Origin of the sequence: Ekhidna sp. (assembly GCF_039960695.1) — a bacterium.
Taxonomy (GTDB): Bacteria; Bacteroidota; Bacteroidia; order Cytophagales; family Cyclobacteriaceae; genus Ekhidna.
Window position 1 is genome coordinate 476,250 of sequence record NZ_JBDVKP010000018.1, and the last position, 16,589, is coordinate 492,838.

Here is a 16,589-nt window from a genome sequence, read left to right on the forward strand (position 1 = left end):
CTTCTTACAATACATTCTTTGGTCACATTACCTAATTTCATGCTATGATCTATTTCAACAATGCTGGAACCACCTGGCCAAAACCTGAATCGGTAATAAGAGCGATTGACAGGTTTAATCAATTAGCTCCTAACGAATGGCTAGACGTGTTTGAGGAAGGAAACGAAATAGTTCCTTCTTTTTTCGGGATTGAGGATTCGAGTCGATTTCTATTTACTCAAAGCTGCACACATGCTTTGGCTACCGCATTTGGTGACTTTGCTTGGAAGCCTGGAGATCGGCTGATCATAAGCACAATGGAGCATCATGCTTTATCGCGATGGTTTTATAAGCTACAAAACGAACAAGGGGTGGATGGAGTAATTATACCGCGTACCGATGAAGGGCCTTTGGATTTAGAAGTATTGGAGGACGAATTGAAAAAAGGAGCTCGGATGGTAGCCGTATCTATGGCAAGTAATGTGACAGGGGAAGTGTTGCCTTACGAGGAGATCATTCGGCTGTCAAAAGAAAATGGCGCCATCTGTTTGTTGGATGGAGCACAAACCGCGGGCATTATCCCAATTAATATTTCAGATTTAGAGCCTGATATTTTTGTATTTGCTGGACACAAAGGCCCCTTTGGCCCACAGGGAATCGGTGGATTATATATTTCTGAAAATGCTCCAATGGTTTGTCCTAGCGCTGATTGCGAAATAGTGCCGGGAGCAAAAAAGCCTTCTCGATTTCCAACCTATTGCGATATTGGGTCGGCACCCATGATGACCATTTCAGGATTAACTGCAGGCATCAAATGGTTGCAAGAAAAAGGGTGGCATCAACTGCAGATGCATAGAAATACACTGATGAATCAGTTGCGGGGAGGACTCGCCAAAATACAAGAAATAGAAATTGTAGGAGGTCCAAGACATGATAGCTTTACCGGAGCGGTTTCCATCAGGAGTTCGGCAATGTCTATCAGAGAACTCAAAGAAAGGCTGTGGAATGAATTTCAAATTGTTGGGAGTGCCGGATATCAGTGTGCACCCCTTGCGCATGAAGCCTTAGGATCAGGTGAAACAGGTACCTTTCGATTGAGTGTGGGACCTATGAATACCGAAGATGAAGTGAAGTATGTACTTGAGGCTTTATCAACGTTAAGCTAAACCGCATGCGCAATCGCTTATGATTTCATCTTCCTCAGGAGGTATTCGGTTCTATTCCAATAGAATAGATGTCTGTTGGTCTTCTTTCTGGATTTCCAAAACCCGCCCAGGTAATAAAAGATAAAACTCTAGTATAATGGGAAGCAACCTTTGTCGAATATTAGAATCATTTAGAGAAGTTTACACCGAATGAAAATAGCTGCCTATTTCATGCTTTTGTTAATGTCTTCAATTTCGATAGCTCAGAATAATCTCCCAGATATCGAGCTCAATATTGTTGAAGATAATGAGATTAATTATTTGCAGGTCGTAAGTCAATGTTATGCTCCGGTGGATTTATACATAAAATATGAAGGTACCGATAGCATTTACCTGTCAAAAATCATTGAGCCTTTCGATAGTGTGCGAATCTTTGAGATGGGAATGGGGGATAAGAAAGAATTAGCTATTGCCTATAATGCTACCTACGATTTAGGTTATTATCTCGGAGATCCGTCAACGGCTAAGCATGACACTACCTATCTGTATTCATTACCATTTAAGAAGGGGAAAAAATATACGTTAAGTCAGGGGGTAAATGGAAATTTCAGTCACAACAATATTCAATCGAGATATGCTGTAGACTTCCAGTTAGAGATTGGAGAACCTGTACATGCTGCTCGGGATGGGTTGGTTGTAAAGGTTGTAGATCATTTCAATGAATCAGGAGATGAAGACTTCAGATACAAGGCAAATCAGATACTCATACTTCATAAGGATGGCACAATTGCTTCTTATGTTCACCTGAATGAAGGAGGATCTTTGGTCAATGAAGGGGATACTGTTCGCCGCGGACAATTAATCGGCTATTCGGGCAATACGGGTTTTACAAGAGGACCTCATTTGCATTTTGTAGTAAGAAAAGGAAAGGATATTTCAGTTCCCGTTTTCTTTGAAGGGTATAAAAGGGAGGTTTTGATAAAAAGGAGGCGGTACAAAAGAAATGACTCACAGTGAGATATATTCGACAATGGCATTGCTCAATTTTTTCAGATCTTCACTATTTATGACGTAAGGCGGCATCACATAAATCAGATTCCTGAAAGGACGAATCCAAACACCATGTTCTACAAAGAATTTTTGAGCTTTAGGCACGTCCACCGATTCGTTCATTTCAATTACTCCTATAGCACCAAGTACGCGAACATCTTTGACTGAAAGCGAAACAGCTACTGGCACCAGTTCATTCTTCAGCTGTTTTTCAATATTTAATACCCTTTCCTTCCAATTGGAATTCAGTAGCAATTCCAGACTTTTGTTTGCAATTGCACATGCGAGCGGATTTCCCATGAAAGTTGGGCCGTGCATGAATACACCAGCCGCTCCATTTGAAATGATTTCAGCTACATCTTGGGTGCATAGTGTGGCCGCCAAGGTGATATATCCACCTGTTAAGGCTTTCCCCAAGCACATTATGTCAGGAGTAATTTGAGCATGCTCGGAGGCGAAAAGCTTACCCGTTCTTCCAAAACCCGTAGCTATTTCATCTGCAATTAGCAGCATGTCATTTTCATTGCAGAGTTGTCGGACTTTTTTTAAATAGTCAGGCGAGTAGAACCACATGCCTCCTGCACCTTGAACAATCGGCTCCAAAATAAACGCGGCACACTTATTAGCATTTAAACGGAAAAACTGTTCTAACCTGGATAACTCCTCCTCTTCATATGATTCATTGAAGCTTTTAGTAGGTTGATCGATGAAAATTTGCTCAGGTAAAAAATTCGAGAAGAGGTGATGCATGCCGCCTTCGGGATCGCAAACTGACATTGCACCCGTGGTATCTCCATGGTAGCCATTGCGGATAGTCATGAATTTATTCTTACCCGACTCACCTTGAGCATGTTGATACTGAATGGCCATTTTCATGGCTACTTCCACGGAGACCGATCCACTATCAGCCAGGAATACTTTGTCCAATCCTGATGGCGTGATCTCAACTAATTTTTGACAAAGCTTTACGGCAGGCTCATGTGTGATTCCACCAAACATGACATGCGCCATCTTGCTCAATTGTTCCTGGGCTGCTTCATTTAATTCGGACACATTATAGCCATGAATAGCGGTCCACCAGCTGGACATTCCGTCAATTAATTCTTTGCCATCTGCCAGTTTTAGTCTGACTCCTTTCGCGGAAACTACAGGATAAGTAGGCAATGGATTTGACAGAGAAGTATAAGGATGCCAGATATGGTTTCTATCAAACTCAAGAAGTTTCGAATTAAAATTTGAGTCTTGAGGCATATTTATTAATGATTTCAGGTGTGATCGATTCTTCTTTACCAACTTCTAGTAGGCACTTCAATCCAGACCGTTTTTGAATAACGTCAAAGCTTGCATGATTCTTTTCACCATTGAAAATAATTCCAACTACTGGAACACTACGATTCTTCAATAAGCTTAATGTGAGCAAGGTATGATTAATACTCCCCAGGTAGTAGTTTGCTACCACAACCACCGGAAGCTTTGTTTTTTGTACCCAATCGATATTAACAAAGTCGTCCCGTAACGGTACCATCAAACCACCAGCAAGCTCAATAATTAATGACTTGTTAGTAATTGGCAATTGGAGTTCAGATTCTTCTATCGACATTCCATCAACTTTAGCTGCAGCATGAGGTGACATGGGTTCGGTTAGTCGATAGGCTTCTGGATGAACAAATGATCCTTGTACCCAATTTGCAATTTTGTGTGAGTCAGTATTATCCAGCTCTCCAGCTTGAATTGGTTTCCAATAGTCTGCTTGTAATGCTTTACACAGAATAGCTGATATCACAGTCTTGCCTGTATCGGTACCAATGCCAGCAACAATAAATCGATCACTCATTGTTCAAGACTTTAAATAATAAATCTATTTCATCTTTCGTATTGAAGGAATGAAGACAAAAGCGGATGCGTTCCGAACCTTCAGCTATGCTTGGTTTCCGAATAGGAAGTGCGTTTATGCCTGCGGCACACAGCTTTTTTCCTAGTTCTACCACTTGCTCGTTTCCCGGTATAATCAACGATTGAATTTGAGATTGAGAATTTAGCCAGGAAGAATTGGTTTTATTCCGTTTTTCAACAAAGTATGAAATGTTGGATTGAAGCTTTTCTCGCTCAAAATCAATTTCAGGTAATAGCTGATACATTGCTTCGATAGCACAAAACTGGTGAGCCGCTGGCGCAGTAGAAAATATCATGGATCGAGAAAAATTGACTTGATAATCTTTGAGCCATTTTGGTCCGACCACAGCAGCTCCGTGTATTCCGGGGCCTTTTCCGTACGTCATAATCCGCGCTAAAACCTGATCCTGTAAACCTAACTCCTGAACAAAACCATTACCTTTTTCACCTCTGACAGCCATAGAATGTGCTTCGTCAACGATAAGCTGAGCCCCATTCTCTAGGCATATTTCCACGATATCGTTTAATGGACAGATATCGCCATCCATAGAGTAAATCGATTCTACAATTACGATTTTTTGACCTGAATGCTCTTTCAGTTTTTTATCTAAATCACTGGGATCATTGTGCGAAAATCTAATCCTTTTCGAATGCCCTAATCGAGCGCCATCAATGAGACTTGCGTGGATCAATTCATCACAATATAGAGTTGTTTCACGAGTGGCTAGGCATGAAATAAGGCCAAGGTTAGCAGTATATCCTGAGGAATAGATAAGCGCGCTTTCGCTCATGTGAAAGTCTGCTATCAGCTGTTCTACGTGCTCTGCGTATTCAGAATTTCCGCTCAAAAGTCTGGAGCCTGTAGCTCCATTTTGTTTTAGCCCCTGCTCTAAAGCTGACTTGATAGCAAGTTCTAGCTCCGAAGACTTAGCAAGTCCTAAATAGTCATTGGAATAAAAATCAATCCCATCGGGTGGGAGGGGAAGAGTTCGCAGCAGGTGCTGCTTTTTTCGTTCGTCGAGTGCTTTTTGGTAGCTATTCATAATCACTCTTACCCACTTGAATGGGATTTGTGCTAAGCTTCTACTTCAGACTCTTTCTTATTGTATTTGAATGCTTCTCTTGGCACCAATCCCAGCAAGTCAAACATGTCTTTATCGTCATTGAAATCTGGATTTGGTGTGGTCAGCAATTTATCACCTGCAAAAATTGAATTTGCACCAGCCATAAAACACAATGCTTGCTCTGTCAAGCTCATTCCTTCTCTCCCTGCAGATAATCTCACAACAGATGCTGGCATTACTAATCGTGCAGTTGCAATCATGCGAATCAATTCATGTGCTGCTACTCTTTGTTGTTCGGCTAGTGGCGTTCCTTCCACGGGTACTAATGCATTGACTGGTACAGATTCGGGATGCACTTCCATATTTGCTAGTGTAAGCAACATGCCCATTCTATCTTCAGCTGATTCACCCATTCCGATAATCCCTCCAGAACACACAGAGATTTTTGCTTTACGGACATTATCGATCGTCCTTAACCGATCGTCGTATTCTCTTGTGCTGATAATATCATCGTAGTAGGCTTCAGAAGTATCAATGTTGTGGTTGTATGCATATAATCCGGCATCAGCCAGTTTCTTCGCCTGATCCTCTGATACCATTCCCAGTGTGCAGCAAACTTCCATATCCATGCTGTTTACTGTTTTTACCATATCTAGTACTTTGTCAAAATCTCGGTTGTCGCGAACCTCTCGCCACGCTGCGCCCAAACACATTCTTGATGCACCATTTGCTTTTGCGGATTCTGCTTGTGCACGCACTTCGTCAACTTCCATAAGCTTGTGCACTTTAATGTCTGTGTGGTAACGGGCAGCTTGAGGACAGTAGGCACAGTCTTCTGGACAACCACCGGTTTTAATGGAGATGAGACTACTTACCTGAACTTCTTTAGGATCATGATATTTACGATGTATCGTAGCCGCCCCAAACACCAACTCCATTAATGGACGGTTATAAATATCTGCAATTTCTTCTAGCGTCCAGTTGTGTCTTACTTCAGTCATAATGCATCATTAGAATCTTACATGCAAGTATAGTTTATTCATTGTCCGCTAAGAAGAAATGGAGAGTTAGAAATGCAACATATGGATATGGTAATCATTTTTTTGCTTAAAAGGGATACGCAAGGCAGGTATACTTTCGGTAAACATCAGCTTTTATGAATTAAATATGACCTCCGACTATGCATAGATTCGTTAGTTAAATCTGAATTAGAACTGAAAAAATGGATACAGAATACAATAGCAGATGGTCTTTTTTGGATCAATCACGATCAGGAATTGGAAGCTTATCTATAGCGGAAGTTGAACTTATAATTGAGTGCAACAAGAATATAATAAAGAATTTAAAGAAGCAACGAGTAAATGGAAGTGTTCCGTATGATGATGCAATTCTAATGTTGGAAGTATTTAATAATTACTATCGCATAAGGTTGAGACAACTTACTGAATTCAAAGCCCCTGATGATTACCATCAGGGGCTGCAGTCATGAATTAGTCTCACCAAAATTCATGATTTCTAAAACGCTGCCTCTTCTATGGAGGAAGTAGCCGGCTAGTCTATCAACGGTGTAGAATGCGATAGCCATGAAGAATACATTGATGTGAATGTTGAAAAGCAAATAGCTGCAAATAGAGATAAAGATTAGACTCAAAAAATAGCTTGCAAATCCTGCTATGTATCTGGTAATATTTTTACTGAGCAGCTTATTAATGTATTTTTCGATAATGTCTCCTTCTACAAAAGCGAGGTAGCTCAAGAACGCATATGTCATTGCTATCAATAGAAAAAACCAAAAGTTCACAACAGTGTCTCCATGTTTGATGGTTAAGAAAGCATTGAGAAGAATCAATGGGCCAGCGGTAACTTCTAGTACGGTCTCGTGCATATCATTTTCAAAAAAATCACCAACCACTACTATTTTGCCTGCAACAAATTGCTGAATATCTTCATCTGATAGATATAATAATTCACCCAGGCTGACTGGATTGAAACCTGCCTCAAGATCATAGATATCCTTTTGTAGAATACGATAATTCATGATGAAGTTATTCATGGTCCATTGTGGTCCAATTTTTACAAAAGGCCCAAATCTTACGCTGGATTGTTGGCTTAGCGCTTCAAAAACTTTAAGTGGAAGTAGTTTGATCGAGTCACCATGAATAAGCTGGTATTTGTAAACACCATCAAAAGCACTTCCTATCAAATAATCTGAAATTCCGTAATCTGCTTGATCGAAGATGGGTAATTCAAGATTGCCTTGTTGATTAATATGTGCAGATAAAATCACATTGTCCAACTGATATAACTCTTCAGCAAGCTGCTGATCAGCAAGTGAGGAATCTACAAAATGAATATCAGTGATAATGTATCTCGGTTTTTCGTTCGCAGAGTTTAGGGCATGGAAAAACTGAGCCAACTTTTGCCTGTCTGTAATTGCCTGATTGCCAACCGGAAACCCAAATTCATCATACCGATCGATCAATTCGAGATCGTATGAAGTATTGATAAGGACAAAGTCTTCAGAATCGGGGCGATCTCTAGTTGCGAAGTTCATTGCAGTTGTACTCCAAATGAGGAATTTTTCATCGCTTGCTAGCCAGGGTAACTTCATTAAATAGCATGTGATAATCATCATCATGATGGTGTTAATGAAGATCAGCGATATAAGGAGAAATTTTTTCAAGGAATCAATTTTAAAACTCGGATATAGCGGCCTTCAGATGTTCTTCCGAACACTTTCCATACATGGAATTAATTAACTCAAGAACTGCAGTTTCCTTGCCATCAGAGAATTGATCCAAAAGAGATTTTAATGCTTCACTAGAAACGATAACTAAATTCATATTAGTAATGAATGTGGAACTTTGATCCTCTGCCTTGTAAAAGTAAAGTTTGACATCTTTGACCAGAGATGGATCTACTTCAACTCCATCTATTGAGTAAAAGCTGTTTGTATCAATGATAAGTTTCTCCTCATCACTATTGAGTTTTTTGTTGATAGTTTCATTTTGGTATTGATATTGAGCGTAGAAAAATTGACTCTCTGACATGGGATAACTTGTTTGTGATACACGAACAGAATAGGTATTTCCAACCCATGCGACCGGGCCCTCATCGAATAGCTTTCGAAAATCCAAGGCATTATTTATAGATCCTGCTCTTGTACTTAGCCTGCCCCGAACTGGTGAGATCACAGTGCTAAGTGCGTAAAGTGCATCACTTTGAGAAGAATAATCACTATTTTCCTGAATGATAAAGCGGCCTCTCGAAGAACTGAGAACCGCGGCACGCGCACCTTTTGTCTCAAACTTGAGACTGGCGTCTTCTGAGATTTTCAATCCTTTGGTTAAATACCTTCCAGACTCGGAATCATAGATTTTACCAATGGTATGAATAACCGTGTAAGACTGGCTTTGTACGTGAAGACAAAGTAGGATCAGCATTATGGACAGGTATCTCATGATTAATAGATTTTGAAGTCATTTTTAATGTTTTCTTCTCTGGATGTAGGCACTTGTTTGCCATTGCTCAAGAGAATCACTTGCTCACCAACGTATTGTCGTATTTCTGAAACTCGATAATCTCGATCACGATTTAAGTCTGCACGACGTGTGGTAAACCCCTTGATAAGACAGCTTGTGAAGAGTCCATTTTCAGAATTGAGACCTTCTGCCGCAAACTCGGTGCCTCCTGCTGCAGAGATTACCGTTGCGCCGGTTCCTTTTCGCATATCACTAAATAATGTTTTGGAAAGCTCTAAAGTGTTATCTAATCCGAAGCTGTTTTCTTTGAGCTTGATAAGTGAACCAGCAGAACGAAATGAAACTGAGCCAACAGCACTAATGGATTTTTCTGTTTCTTCCACATCATCTTCATCTAACTCTCCAGCATGGCAGGTATCCATCATCAAGAGCTTGTTTCTACATGCAATGCCATCAATCAAAGATTGCAGTTGCTCATAGGATAAACCACCACTGGACGGATTGTTAAAATCCATATTGTGAGTAGCAAAGTAATAGGTGTAGTCTTTATCTAGAACGCCATGTCCTGCTATGAAAATCATTACCACATCATCTACCTGAGCTTGCTCAAGAAATGCTCTAATTGTCTTAATGTTTGTATCTGTTGCTTCTTGATTTATGATCAGTTTTTCAAACACATTTTCATATTCTGAAGAACCTTTCATGGTTGATATTATATCTGAGGCGTCCTTTGCGGCAAAGGCCAAATTGTGTTGCGATTGCTGATATTCGGAAACACCAATTGAGATCAGATATAAGTCTGGCTTATTGAAGTCTGTTGTAAGCTGTACTTCGAATGATTCAGGCAACGATTCAAGTCCCTTACTATTAATTGCCGTTACTTTTATTTCATTCAATCCTTTGCTCAATTTGATCGTGATATCTTTTTCAAGCGATGCTGTCGGCGTTACTGATATACCTTTAGACCCGAATGCAGGAACATCATTTACATAAACCTGCAACCTGTCTATTGATTGACCTTGATCGTTTGCCTGTGTAGTGAATGTGAGAGAGCGTTGATCGGTTTCCAACGGAATGGAATGTATATCAACTTCTACTTCTGGAAGCACATTATAAGCTGAAAGATCATCCGCGGTAAATCCTAATCGCTTTAGTCGTTTGTTGTATGCAGCTTCGTATGAGTCTATGAGTTTTTGTGGAGCATAACCAAGTGTTCTAGCAATGATATCTGGGCGGTTGTACTTAAGCTCAAGCTGCTCAAATGGTAAGACGCTATTATTTTCCTTGAATGCTATCGCCTTGGCTGCATTTTTGGAGGAAGTATAGTAATAATCAGGGGTATAGGCGATAAATCCACTCTCACCTATGAGCGCCATACTCACTATCTTTTTGCCTGACTCCAGATTATAAAGGGAGATTTCTCCAGACTCATTTGTGGTAATGGCCATTCGGGAATCCATGCTAAATACTGCATCTGTAATAATACCTTGCTGGGTGTCTTGGACTATTTCTTGACTACCATCTCTAATGGTGACTTCATATCCCTTGAATGAAATGGAAAAGGTTTCTCGTTCGAATTTATCTTCCAAATTTTGATAGTTCCCTTTGTACTTCTTGCTCTTAAAGTCATTTATGGACCACTCATTCAATACTCCTGTATCTGTCAAAGCCCAGATTTTGTCTTTGTCATTTGGGTTAAATTTTACCCAGACAATGTTGTCTTTCTTTTCTTTTATGGTTTTGTAAAGCCTGCCTGTCTTGAAATTCCAGATTTTTATGAAAGATGTATTTACCGCGGTTGTGGCCATGTATTTACCATCGGCAGAGATATCGATGTGGTTGATGTCTGAGGAACGATCAAATGTTCGAACCAAAGTGCCAGTAGTGATGTCCCACATGGTCATTTCACTGTTCAGGGATCCAACAAGTATGTGCTTACCATCTGGCATTACATCTACAGCTAACGCTGGAAGCACATAGCCTTCCATATCTCTGATTTTTCTCCCAGTTTGGTAATCCCAGAGCTTGAGTTTCCTTTTTGGATCTGAAGTGACAATAGTTCTGTAGTCTGGTGAAAGTGCTAACCAATTAGTGTTTTTGGTTATGTTTTTTATTTCTTTTACTACTGGAGGCACATAGTTAATGGCTTCTTTATTACCTGGTTCAGGAAAGTCTGCATTTTCGATATCATATACCTTGATGGATCTCTCCTCATTTACTATAACTTTTGTTTCATCTTTGCTGAGCACAGCAACTCCTCTGGGGTTATTGATTCGCCAGCGAATCGGCTTAGAGACTTCACCAAAAGATTGTCGATCATCGCTTAATTCAATAAGCGAAACACTAGCGCTTCCTGTTTTTTCTTCTTCACCTTTTTCAGCTAAAAATGGAGTAAATATATTTTGCGAAAAGAGAATTTTTTGGCCATCGTTGGTAAACTGAATATTTGAGTAGGTCATTACGAATATGGTGGTGGTGCCTTTTCCTATTCTGCCATTGGCAACGTTTCCGATAACTGCGAATCCAGTCATAATGGCTTTAGTATAAGCCATTGCGGCTCCAGATCCTTTTACATTGTCTAGAGCGTCTGCCAGTATTTGACCTTTTTCAGGATCTACTAATTTTACTTCAACACCGTTGTTTTTGCCACCACCCGTGACGACTCTATCACCATTTGGTGAGATGGCAAGATTCATAATGGGCGCGGTAAATCCAACGATCGTTTTTATTGAATCGCCAGTGGTATTCCAAAGTTTAAGTTTTTCATCGTCCCCACCTGTAATGATTCGTGTTGCATCTTTGGAAAGCTTGGCAGTATTGGCTGAGCCTGCATGCGCTTGAATTCTGGTTTTAATATCTCCTGTAATCGCGTCCCACAAAATGACGGCTCCTGCTCTATCTGCGCTGACTAATAATGTACCATCATCTGAAAGATGAATGGAGTTGACCGGAGCTTCGTGTGCATTAAAAGTGTTGACATCTATCCCTGTTTGGACATCCCACATTTTGATGGACTTATCATCGCTGGCAGAATACACATACTTCCCGGTTGGGGAATATTGCACCATGTTGATGCCAGATGTATGGCCTTGCCTAATAATCAATTCACTTTTTTGTGCGAAAGAAAAGTGAAGTATCAGGATGAATAATGTGTAAAGCGCCTTTGTCATGATGGTAGGATTAAGATAAAAGAAGCGATCAACCGTACATGGTTGATCGCTAGACATGATCGCGTAATTAAAAGCTGTAACTAATGATTCGTTTTTTATCGGCTTTAAAGAAAACCTGACCTGAAACTTGATCATAATCGTAAACTGGCTCCTTCTCACTGAGAAGTAATGTTCCTAGTTCTTCACCAGTTCTTCTGTCGACTTTCATCAGACCTGAGCTTTTGCCTTGGCCACCTTCTCCTACTCGTGTTAGGATCATGCGTATATCTCCTTTGCTCACAGTCGCGCTAAATTTTTTCTTAGCTTCTGCCCCAACCATTCCTGCGGCTTTATACATGTCCTGAGCCTGCTGAGCATACATTTTGCTGTAATAATCACTTGTTCCATACCTAGAATAGGCAGCAACATGTGAAGATTGCATTTGAGCAGCTGCGCCCATTGCCATAACAGAAGCCTGAGCTGCACGCAAGGCGATTTTTGCAGCTAGACTGAGGCCTGGAGCTTCCCAGTATTTATCGAATCGAACTGAACCATCCGGCTCTAGCATCACCATATTATTGTCATCCATGAATAGGTAACCTCCTCCTACAAGTTCAACGCTGGTTGGAGATGCATCTTCTCCTTCGAATTTGTCTTCTAGCCCTTTGTGAAGCACTTTGTAATCTCCTGTTAAAAGATCTATCTCGAAAAGATTTCCATCGATCACCATGATTTCTTTAGTGAGCTCAGGCTTATATCTTAAAGAAGGCACTTCCAGCATTCCCTTTTTGTCCCAGATTAGCTCGCCATCATATTGGATGTAGCCTAACCTTCCTTTAAGATCAGTATACATGACACCGGTTGCGGCTATTTGATCGATGCTGATTCCTTTGATTTTCTGATCCCAGATAACAGAACCATCTTTTTTGTCCAAAAGCATCAGTTGCTTTCCTTTGGATGTTGCCAGTACACCTTTTTCACCAAGATCTACGATGTATCCATCTATCTTTTTTACTTCCCACTTTACGCTTCCACTTTTCAGATCATATAGTGTAAACCACTTATCATCAATAACAACAACCCCCTCACCAATAGCAGACATAGTTGGAACTACTTTCAATTTTAGCTCCTGCTCCCAAAGTTTCTTACCGGTTTTCATTTCTAGAGCAGAAAGTGAACCACTGTTCTTCTTTTTCTCGAAGAAGTATCCATAGGAAAGGTCAAGACTAAGGTCAAAGCTCTCGAATGTTTGATTCTTCAAGCTTGTGTTGTAAGCCCACTTCACTTCACCTGTTTTTGGATTCATTTTAGCGATCTGGGTAGTTCCTGGCAGCACTATATCACCATCGTCTAGAAGAGCTGGAAATCCGTTGACGGCAATTTCTTCATTCGTCCAGATGATTTTTTGGGAAAGTAGATCTACCATCTTAGTGATGTTGATTGTTGGCTTTCCTTTTTGCATATAATCTACATATGAAGTGGAGATGATCACCATTCTCAAATCAGATAAGTAACCTGTTCCATTGTAATTAAAGGTTGCCATTTCACCGAATAGTGGAACTTTTGTAATTGGCATTTCTGCTATTTGTGGGCTTATCACCTCTTCGCCAGTTTGAATATTGATAATAGCGTATTGTTTGAATTGATATCCATCAGAAAACTTCAGTTCTACGTAATCGGATACTTCAGGATATTCATCGTCACTGAGAACTCTTATAAAGTTCTCAAAGGCATATTTTGCGCCTACTTTCTTACCATCTGAGCCTTTCATTTTCTTTGCTTGCTTGAAAGCATCGCTTGTCCAAAGGATATTACCGTCACGGCTGTCTATCCCGTGAAGTTTAAAATCACCAGTACCCACTAATAGTATACCACTTTCGGTAATGCTATTCCATTCTACTTCGCTCTCGAAATCAAGCTGCCATAAGGCATCTTGTGCGTTTGTATGGCCGAATGTTAGAAGGAGCATTAAGCCTAAAATTGTTTTAATTGTGTTTTTCATGTCGGATCGAAATTTATTCGCGGTTTGATTTGTTAGATCAAAGTTTGGTGAATAATTACTCCGATAGAATCCACTTAAGATGGGATATTTGTATACCGTGAAACCCGTAGATGGATTTTAGATGAGGTTGTTGGCGTAGGCAAATTTGATGAGTCCTACAAGGTTGTTTGTCCCTGTTTTGCGAAAGATATTTTTACGATGAGTTTCTACCGTTCGTTCACTAATAAATAGCTCTTCAGCCATTTGCCGATTGGTATATTCTTTGGCTATTAGTTTGAGTATTTCACGCTCACGATCTGTTAGAAGTCTTTGTTCTTCTGTGCCGTTGAGCCCTTTCATCAGCATTGTATTCACATCTGAACTCAAGTAGACTTTTCCGTTTTTTACTGCCCGTACGGCATTGACTAATTCTTGGTGAGAATCCTTTTTTAGGATGTAACCATCGACACCCTCTTTTAATATTTCTTTGATTAAGTGCGTCTCATCGTGCATGCTAAGAACGATTATCCTGATTTCAGGATACTTGCGCTTTACTTTTCGCACAAGCGAAAGACCATCGTCATCGGGAAGGTTGTAATCTGTAATGAGAAGGTCTACCTTTTTTTGAGTAAGTAGATCAAGGGTTTCTTGAACAGAGCCAGCTGAACCAACAATTTCCAGGTCATCTTCGGTAGAAAGAATTTTAATCAAACCACCCAATAGTATGGCATGATCGTCGGTAAGAAATATTTTCATTTTGGCGGATTTCTCTCTTCCTATGAAAGATAGCAAATTCATTTGTTTTCAGATTAGCCTGATGAAATAATCATCAAATTAGGCTAAGATCGGAGTGTATTGCTATACCGTTTTGACGGTATTTTTGTTACCAGCTTTTGAAGTGAGGATAACTGATGGTGCGTTTACAATAAGTGTATTCCCCTTTCGCGCCGGTGTTGTCTCCAGCTCAAGTTTTCCTTGGATAATATTTGTTCGGGTATTTAGATTTTTCCATCCATTGCCTTTTCCGGAGATTAGGAGGTTCTTGTTAAATCCACTTCCATCATCTTCAATTAGCAATGTGATTTCGCCTTCATCTTTAGTGATTTGAAGTGTGACTTTAGTGGCATCTGAGTATTTCAAAATGTTATTTATCCATTCTTGAGTAATTCGGTAAAGTGATATTTCCTGTATTTCCGTAAGCCGATCTTCTAGTCCGAATGTATTTAACTCAATCTGAAGTTTGCCTGGCTGATTTATGCGTTCGGTAAACTCTTTCAGAGCGCTTTCCAGACCATGTTTTATTAGTGTCTGTGGCATGAGATCAAAGCAAATATTCTTCAGCTCATCATACATATCGTCAATGACTTTTGAGGATGCATCAAATACTTCCTGACGTTCATTTGGTTTTGCTCCATCTTTCAAATTTTTCAAGTTCATGTTTAAGATGGATATCATTTGACCAAAACCATCGTGCAGGTCTCTTGCATAACGCGCGCGTTCTTTTTCTTGCGATGAAATGGTAGCATTGATTTCTGTCTCACGTGCGTGTAGTTGAGCTTGCTGAAGCTTTAGTTGCTGTTTTTTCCTGATTCTGCTTCTTTGGAGTAGCGTAAGCACTACAATGAAGACAATAGCAAGTATTGATGCAATTAGCAGTATTCTATTTCGCTGCAAGTCAGCTGTTTGTTCTGCTAGCTTCAATTCCTGAAGCACAATTTGTTGCTCTTTCTTCTCGGTTTCATATTGAGTTTGCAGCTCAAAAATTTGCTTGGTTTTATTTTCTTCAAAAAGAGAATCCTTAAGGGAATTTTGAATACTAATTTTATCGTAAGCTTTTTGAAAGTTTCCATTGCCGGCTAGTGCCCTGGCCCATTCAAAGAGTGCGCGCGATTTGAATTCAAGTGCATTAATCTTATCGGCAATTTCATATGCTCTTTGGGCAGCTTGCTCGCTATTCTTAAAGTCTTTTGATACATTGTAGTTTGCCGATAGTAGAATCAGAGTGTTAGATAGCTCGTAATCATTTTCATAAGACTGATGCTCTTTTATTGATTCCAGGTAAAGCTGTCGTGCTTGTAAGATCATCCCGAGGCTGTCATAGGCAATGCCCATATTACTTTTCATGTAAGGCACGTATCTTAAATATCCAACTGCCTTGAATCCCTCCATAGCCTCTTCAGAAAACGTGATTGCCTCTTTAAATTTTTTAAGATGCAAAAAGACACTACCAATGTTCCCTTTTGTTACAGTGATGCCAAAATCGGATTTTTGATCTTCATATATATTAAGTGCCAACTGATAATACTCAAGTACTTTTTCATATTCTTTTTGCTTTTTATAAACAATACCAATGTTTCCAAGAACCATAGCTACACTAAACTGCTGGTCAGAGAAAGATTCATACAATCGCAGTGCTTTAAAATAGTGTGTTAAAGAGAGGTTGTATTTGCCAAGCTCATCATAAGCGATTCCCATGTTGTTAAAAGAATCAGCCATCCCCAGAGAGTCGTCTAGTTGAATTTTGATTTCGAGTGATTTTTCATGTACCAGCAGGGCGCTATCTAATTGACCTTTTGCCTGGAGTGCGCTTGCAAGACTGTTATATGATGCCGCTATTCCCTTTTTTGAATTTATAGCAAGGCTTTCTTGAAGTGCCTGATCGCCAAAATAAATTGCACTGTCTATATTGAAATTTTTGTATTGCCAGGAAAGCTCATTGAGCGATTGAATCTTGTCCAATTTTTCCTGGCTCATTAATACTTCTTTTAAACTATCTATCTCACGGTTTTGTGAGAGAGCAGTGGTGGTAATCAGAAGTATAAGACCTAGGGCGAAGAATCTCATGG

13 protein-coding genes are annotated in these 16,589 nt (G+C 39.9%); 3 read left to right on the forward strand and 10 right to left on the reverse strand.

Annotation, left to right across the window (positions count from 1 at the left end):
- Positions 1-44 precede the first annotated feature (44 nt).
- Entirely contained in the window at positions 45-1,145 is a 1,101-nt protein-coding gene (locus ABJG98_RS12230) for an aminotransferase class V-fold PLP-dependent enzyme (RefSeq protein WP_348279807.1), read from the forward strand.
- Between the two features lie 189 nt (positions 1,146-1,334).
- Positions 1,335-2,141 carry a M23 family metallopeptidase gene (locus ABJG98_RS12235; RefSeq protein ID WP_348279808.1) on the forward strand — a complete coding sequence of 269 codons (807 nt, stop codon included), beginning with the start codon at positions 1,335-1,337 and terminating at the stop codon, positions 2,139-2,141.
- Here ABJG98_RS12235 and bioA read toward each other — a convergent pair.
- Genes bioA through bioB form a run of 4 tightly spaced genes read right to left on the reverse strand, consistent with a single transcriptional unit; the run spans position 2,133 to position 6,132 of the window.
- Positions 2,133-3,425: an adenosylmethionine--8-amino-7-oxononanoate transaminase gene (gene bioA / locus ABJG98_RS12240; protein WP_348279809.1), complete on the reverse strand. Its 1,293-nt coding sequence runs from the start codon at positions 3,423-3,425 to the stop codon at positions 2,133-2,135. The genes ABJG98_RS12235 and bioA overlap by 9 nt on opposite strands.
- A complete protein-coding gene (gene bioD, locus ABJG98_RS12245; RefSeq protein ID WP_348279810.1) occupies positions 3,403-4,008 on the reverse strand; it encodes a dethiobiotin synthase in 606 nt (201 codons plus the stop codon). The genes bioA and bioD overlap by 23 nt, the downstream gene beginning before the upstream one ends.
- Entirely contained in the window at positions 4,001-5,110 is a 1,110-nt protein-coding gene (locus tag ABJG98_RS12250) for an 8-amino-7-oxononanoate synthase (protein WP_348279811.1), read from the reverse strand. The genes bioD and ABJG98_RS12250 overlap by 8 nt, the downstream gene beginning before the upstream one ends.
- 32 nt (positions 5,111-5,142) lie before the next feature.
- Positions 5,143-6,132 (reverse strand): biotin synthase BioB, encoded by a 990-nt coding sequence (gene bioB / locus ABJG98_RS12255; RefSeq protein ID WP_348279812.1) that lies wholly within the window; start codon positions 6,130-6,132, stop codon positions 5,143-5,145.
- 221 nt (positions 6,133-6,353) lie between these two features.
- Between bioB and ABJG98_RS12260 the strand changes: the two genes are divergently transcribed.
- On the forward strand, positions 6,354-6,620 hold the full coding sequence (locus ABJG98_RS12260) for a hypothetical protein (protein WP_348279813.1): 267 nt from the start codon (positions 6,354-6,356) through the stop codon (positions 6,618-6,620).
- On the opposite strand, the gene ABJG98_RS12265 is transcribed toward ABJG98_RS12260, so the two are convergent.
- The 6 genes from ABJG98_RS12265 to ABJG98_RS12290 form a co-directional block, all read right to left on the reverse strand.
- Complete coding sequence (locus ABJG98_RS12265; RefSeq protein WP_348279814.1) at positions 6,615-7,814, reverse strand: CHASE2 domain-containing protein; 1,200 nt, start codon at positions 7,812-7,814, stop codon at positions 6,615-6,617. The two genes, ABJG98_RS12260 and ABJG98_RS12265, sit on opposite strands and share 6 nt — an antisense overlap.
- Before the next feature lie 10 nt (positions 7,815-7,824).
- On the reverse strand, positions 7,825-8,592 hold the full coding sequence (locus ABJG98_RS12270) for a hypothetical protein (RefSeq protein WP_348279815.1): 768 nt from the start codon (positions 8,590-8,592) through the stop codon (positions 7,825-7,827).
- A 2-nt stretch (positions 8,593-8,594) separates the two neighbouring features.
- Positions 8,595-11,840 (reverse strand): caspase family protein, encoded by a 3,246-nt coding sequence (locus tag ABJG98_RS12275; protein WP_348279816.1) that lies wholly within the window; start codon positions 11,838-11,840, stop codon positions 8,595-8,597.
- Between the two features lie 10 nt (positions 11,841-11,850).
- Positions 11,851-13,764 (reverse strand): PQQ-binding-like beta-propeller repeat protein, encoded by a 1,914-nt coding sequence (locus ABJG98_RS12280; RefSeq protein ID WP_348279817.1) that lies wholly within the window; start codon positions 13,762-13,764, stop codon positions 11,851-11,853.
- A 117-nt stretch (positions 13,765-13,881) separates the two neighbouring features.
- The gene (locus ABJG98_RS12285) at positions 13,882-14,541 is read right to left on the reverse strand and encodes a response regulator transcription factor (RefSeq protein WP_348279818.1); all 660 of its coding nucleotides are present in this window, start codon (positions 14,539-14,541) and stop codon (positions 13,882-13,884) included.
- A 60-nt stretch (positions 14,542-14,601) separates the two neighbouring features.
- Entirely contained in the window at positions 14,602-16,587 is a 1,986-nt protein-coding gene (locus ABJG98_RS12290; RefSeq protein WP_348279819.1) for a tetratricopeptide repeat protein, read from the reverse strand.
- Positions 16,588-16,589 lie beyond the last annotated feature (2 nt).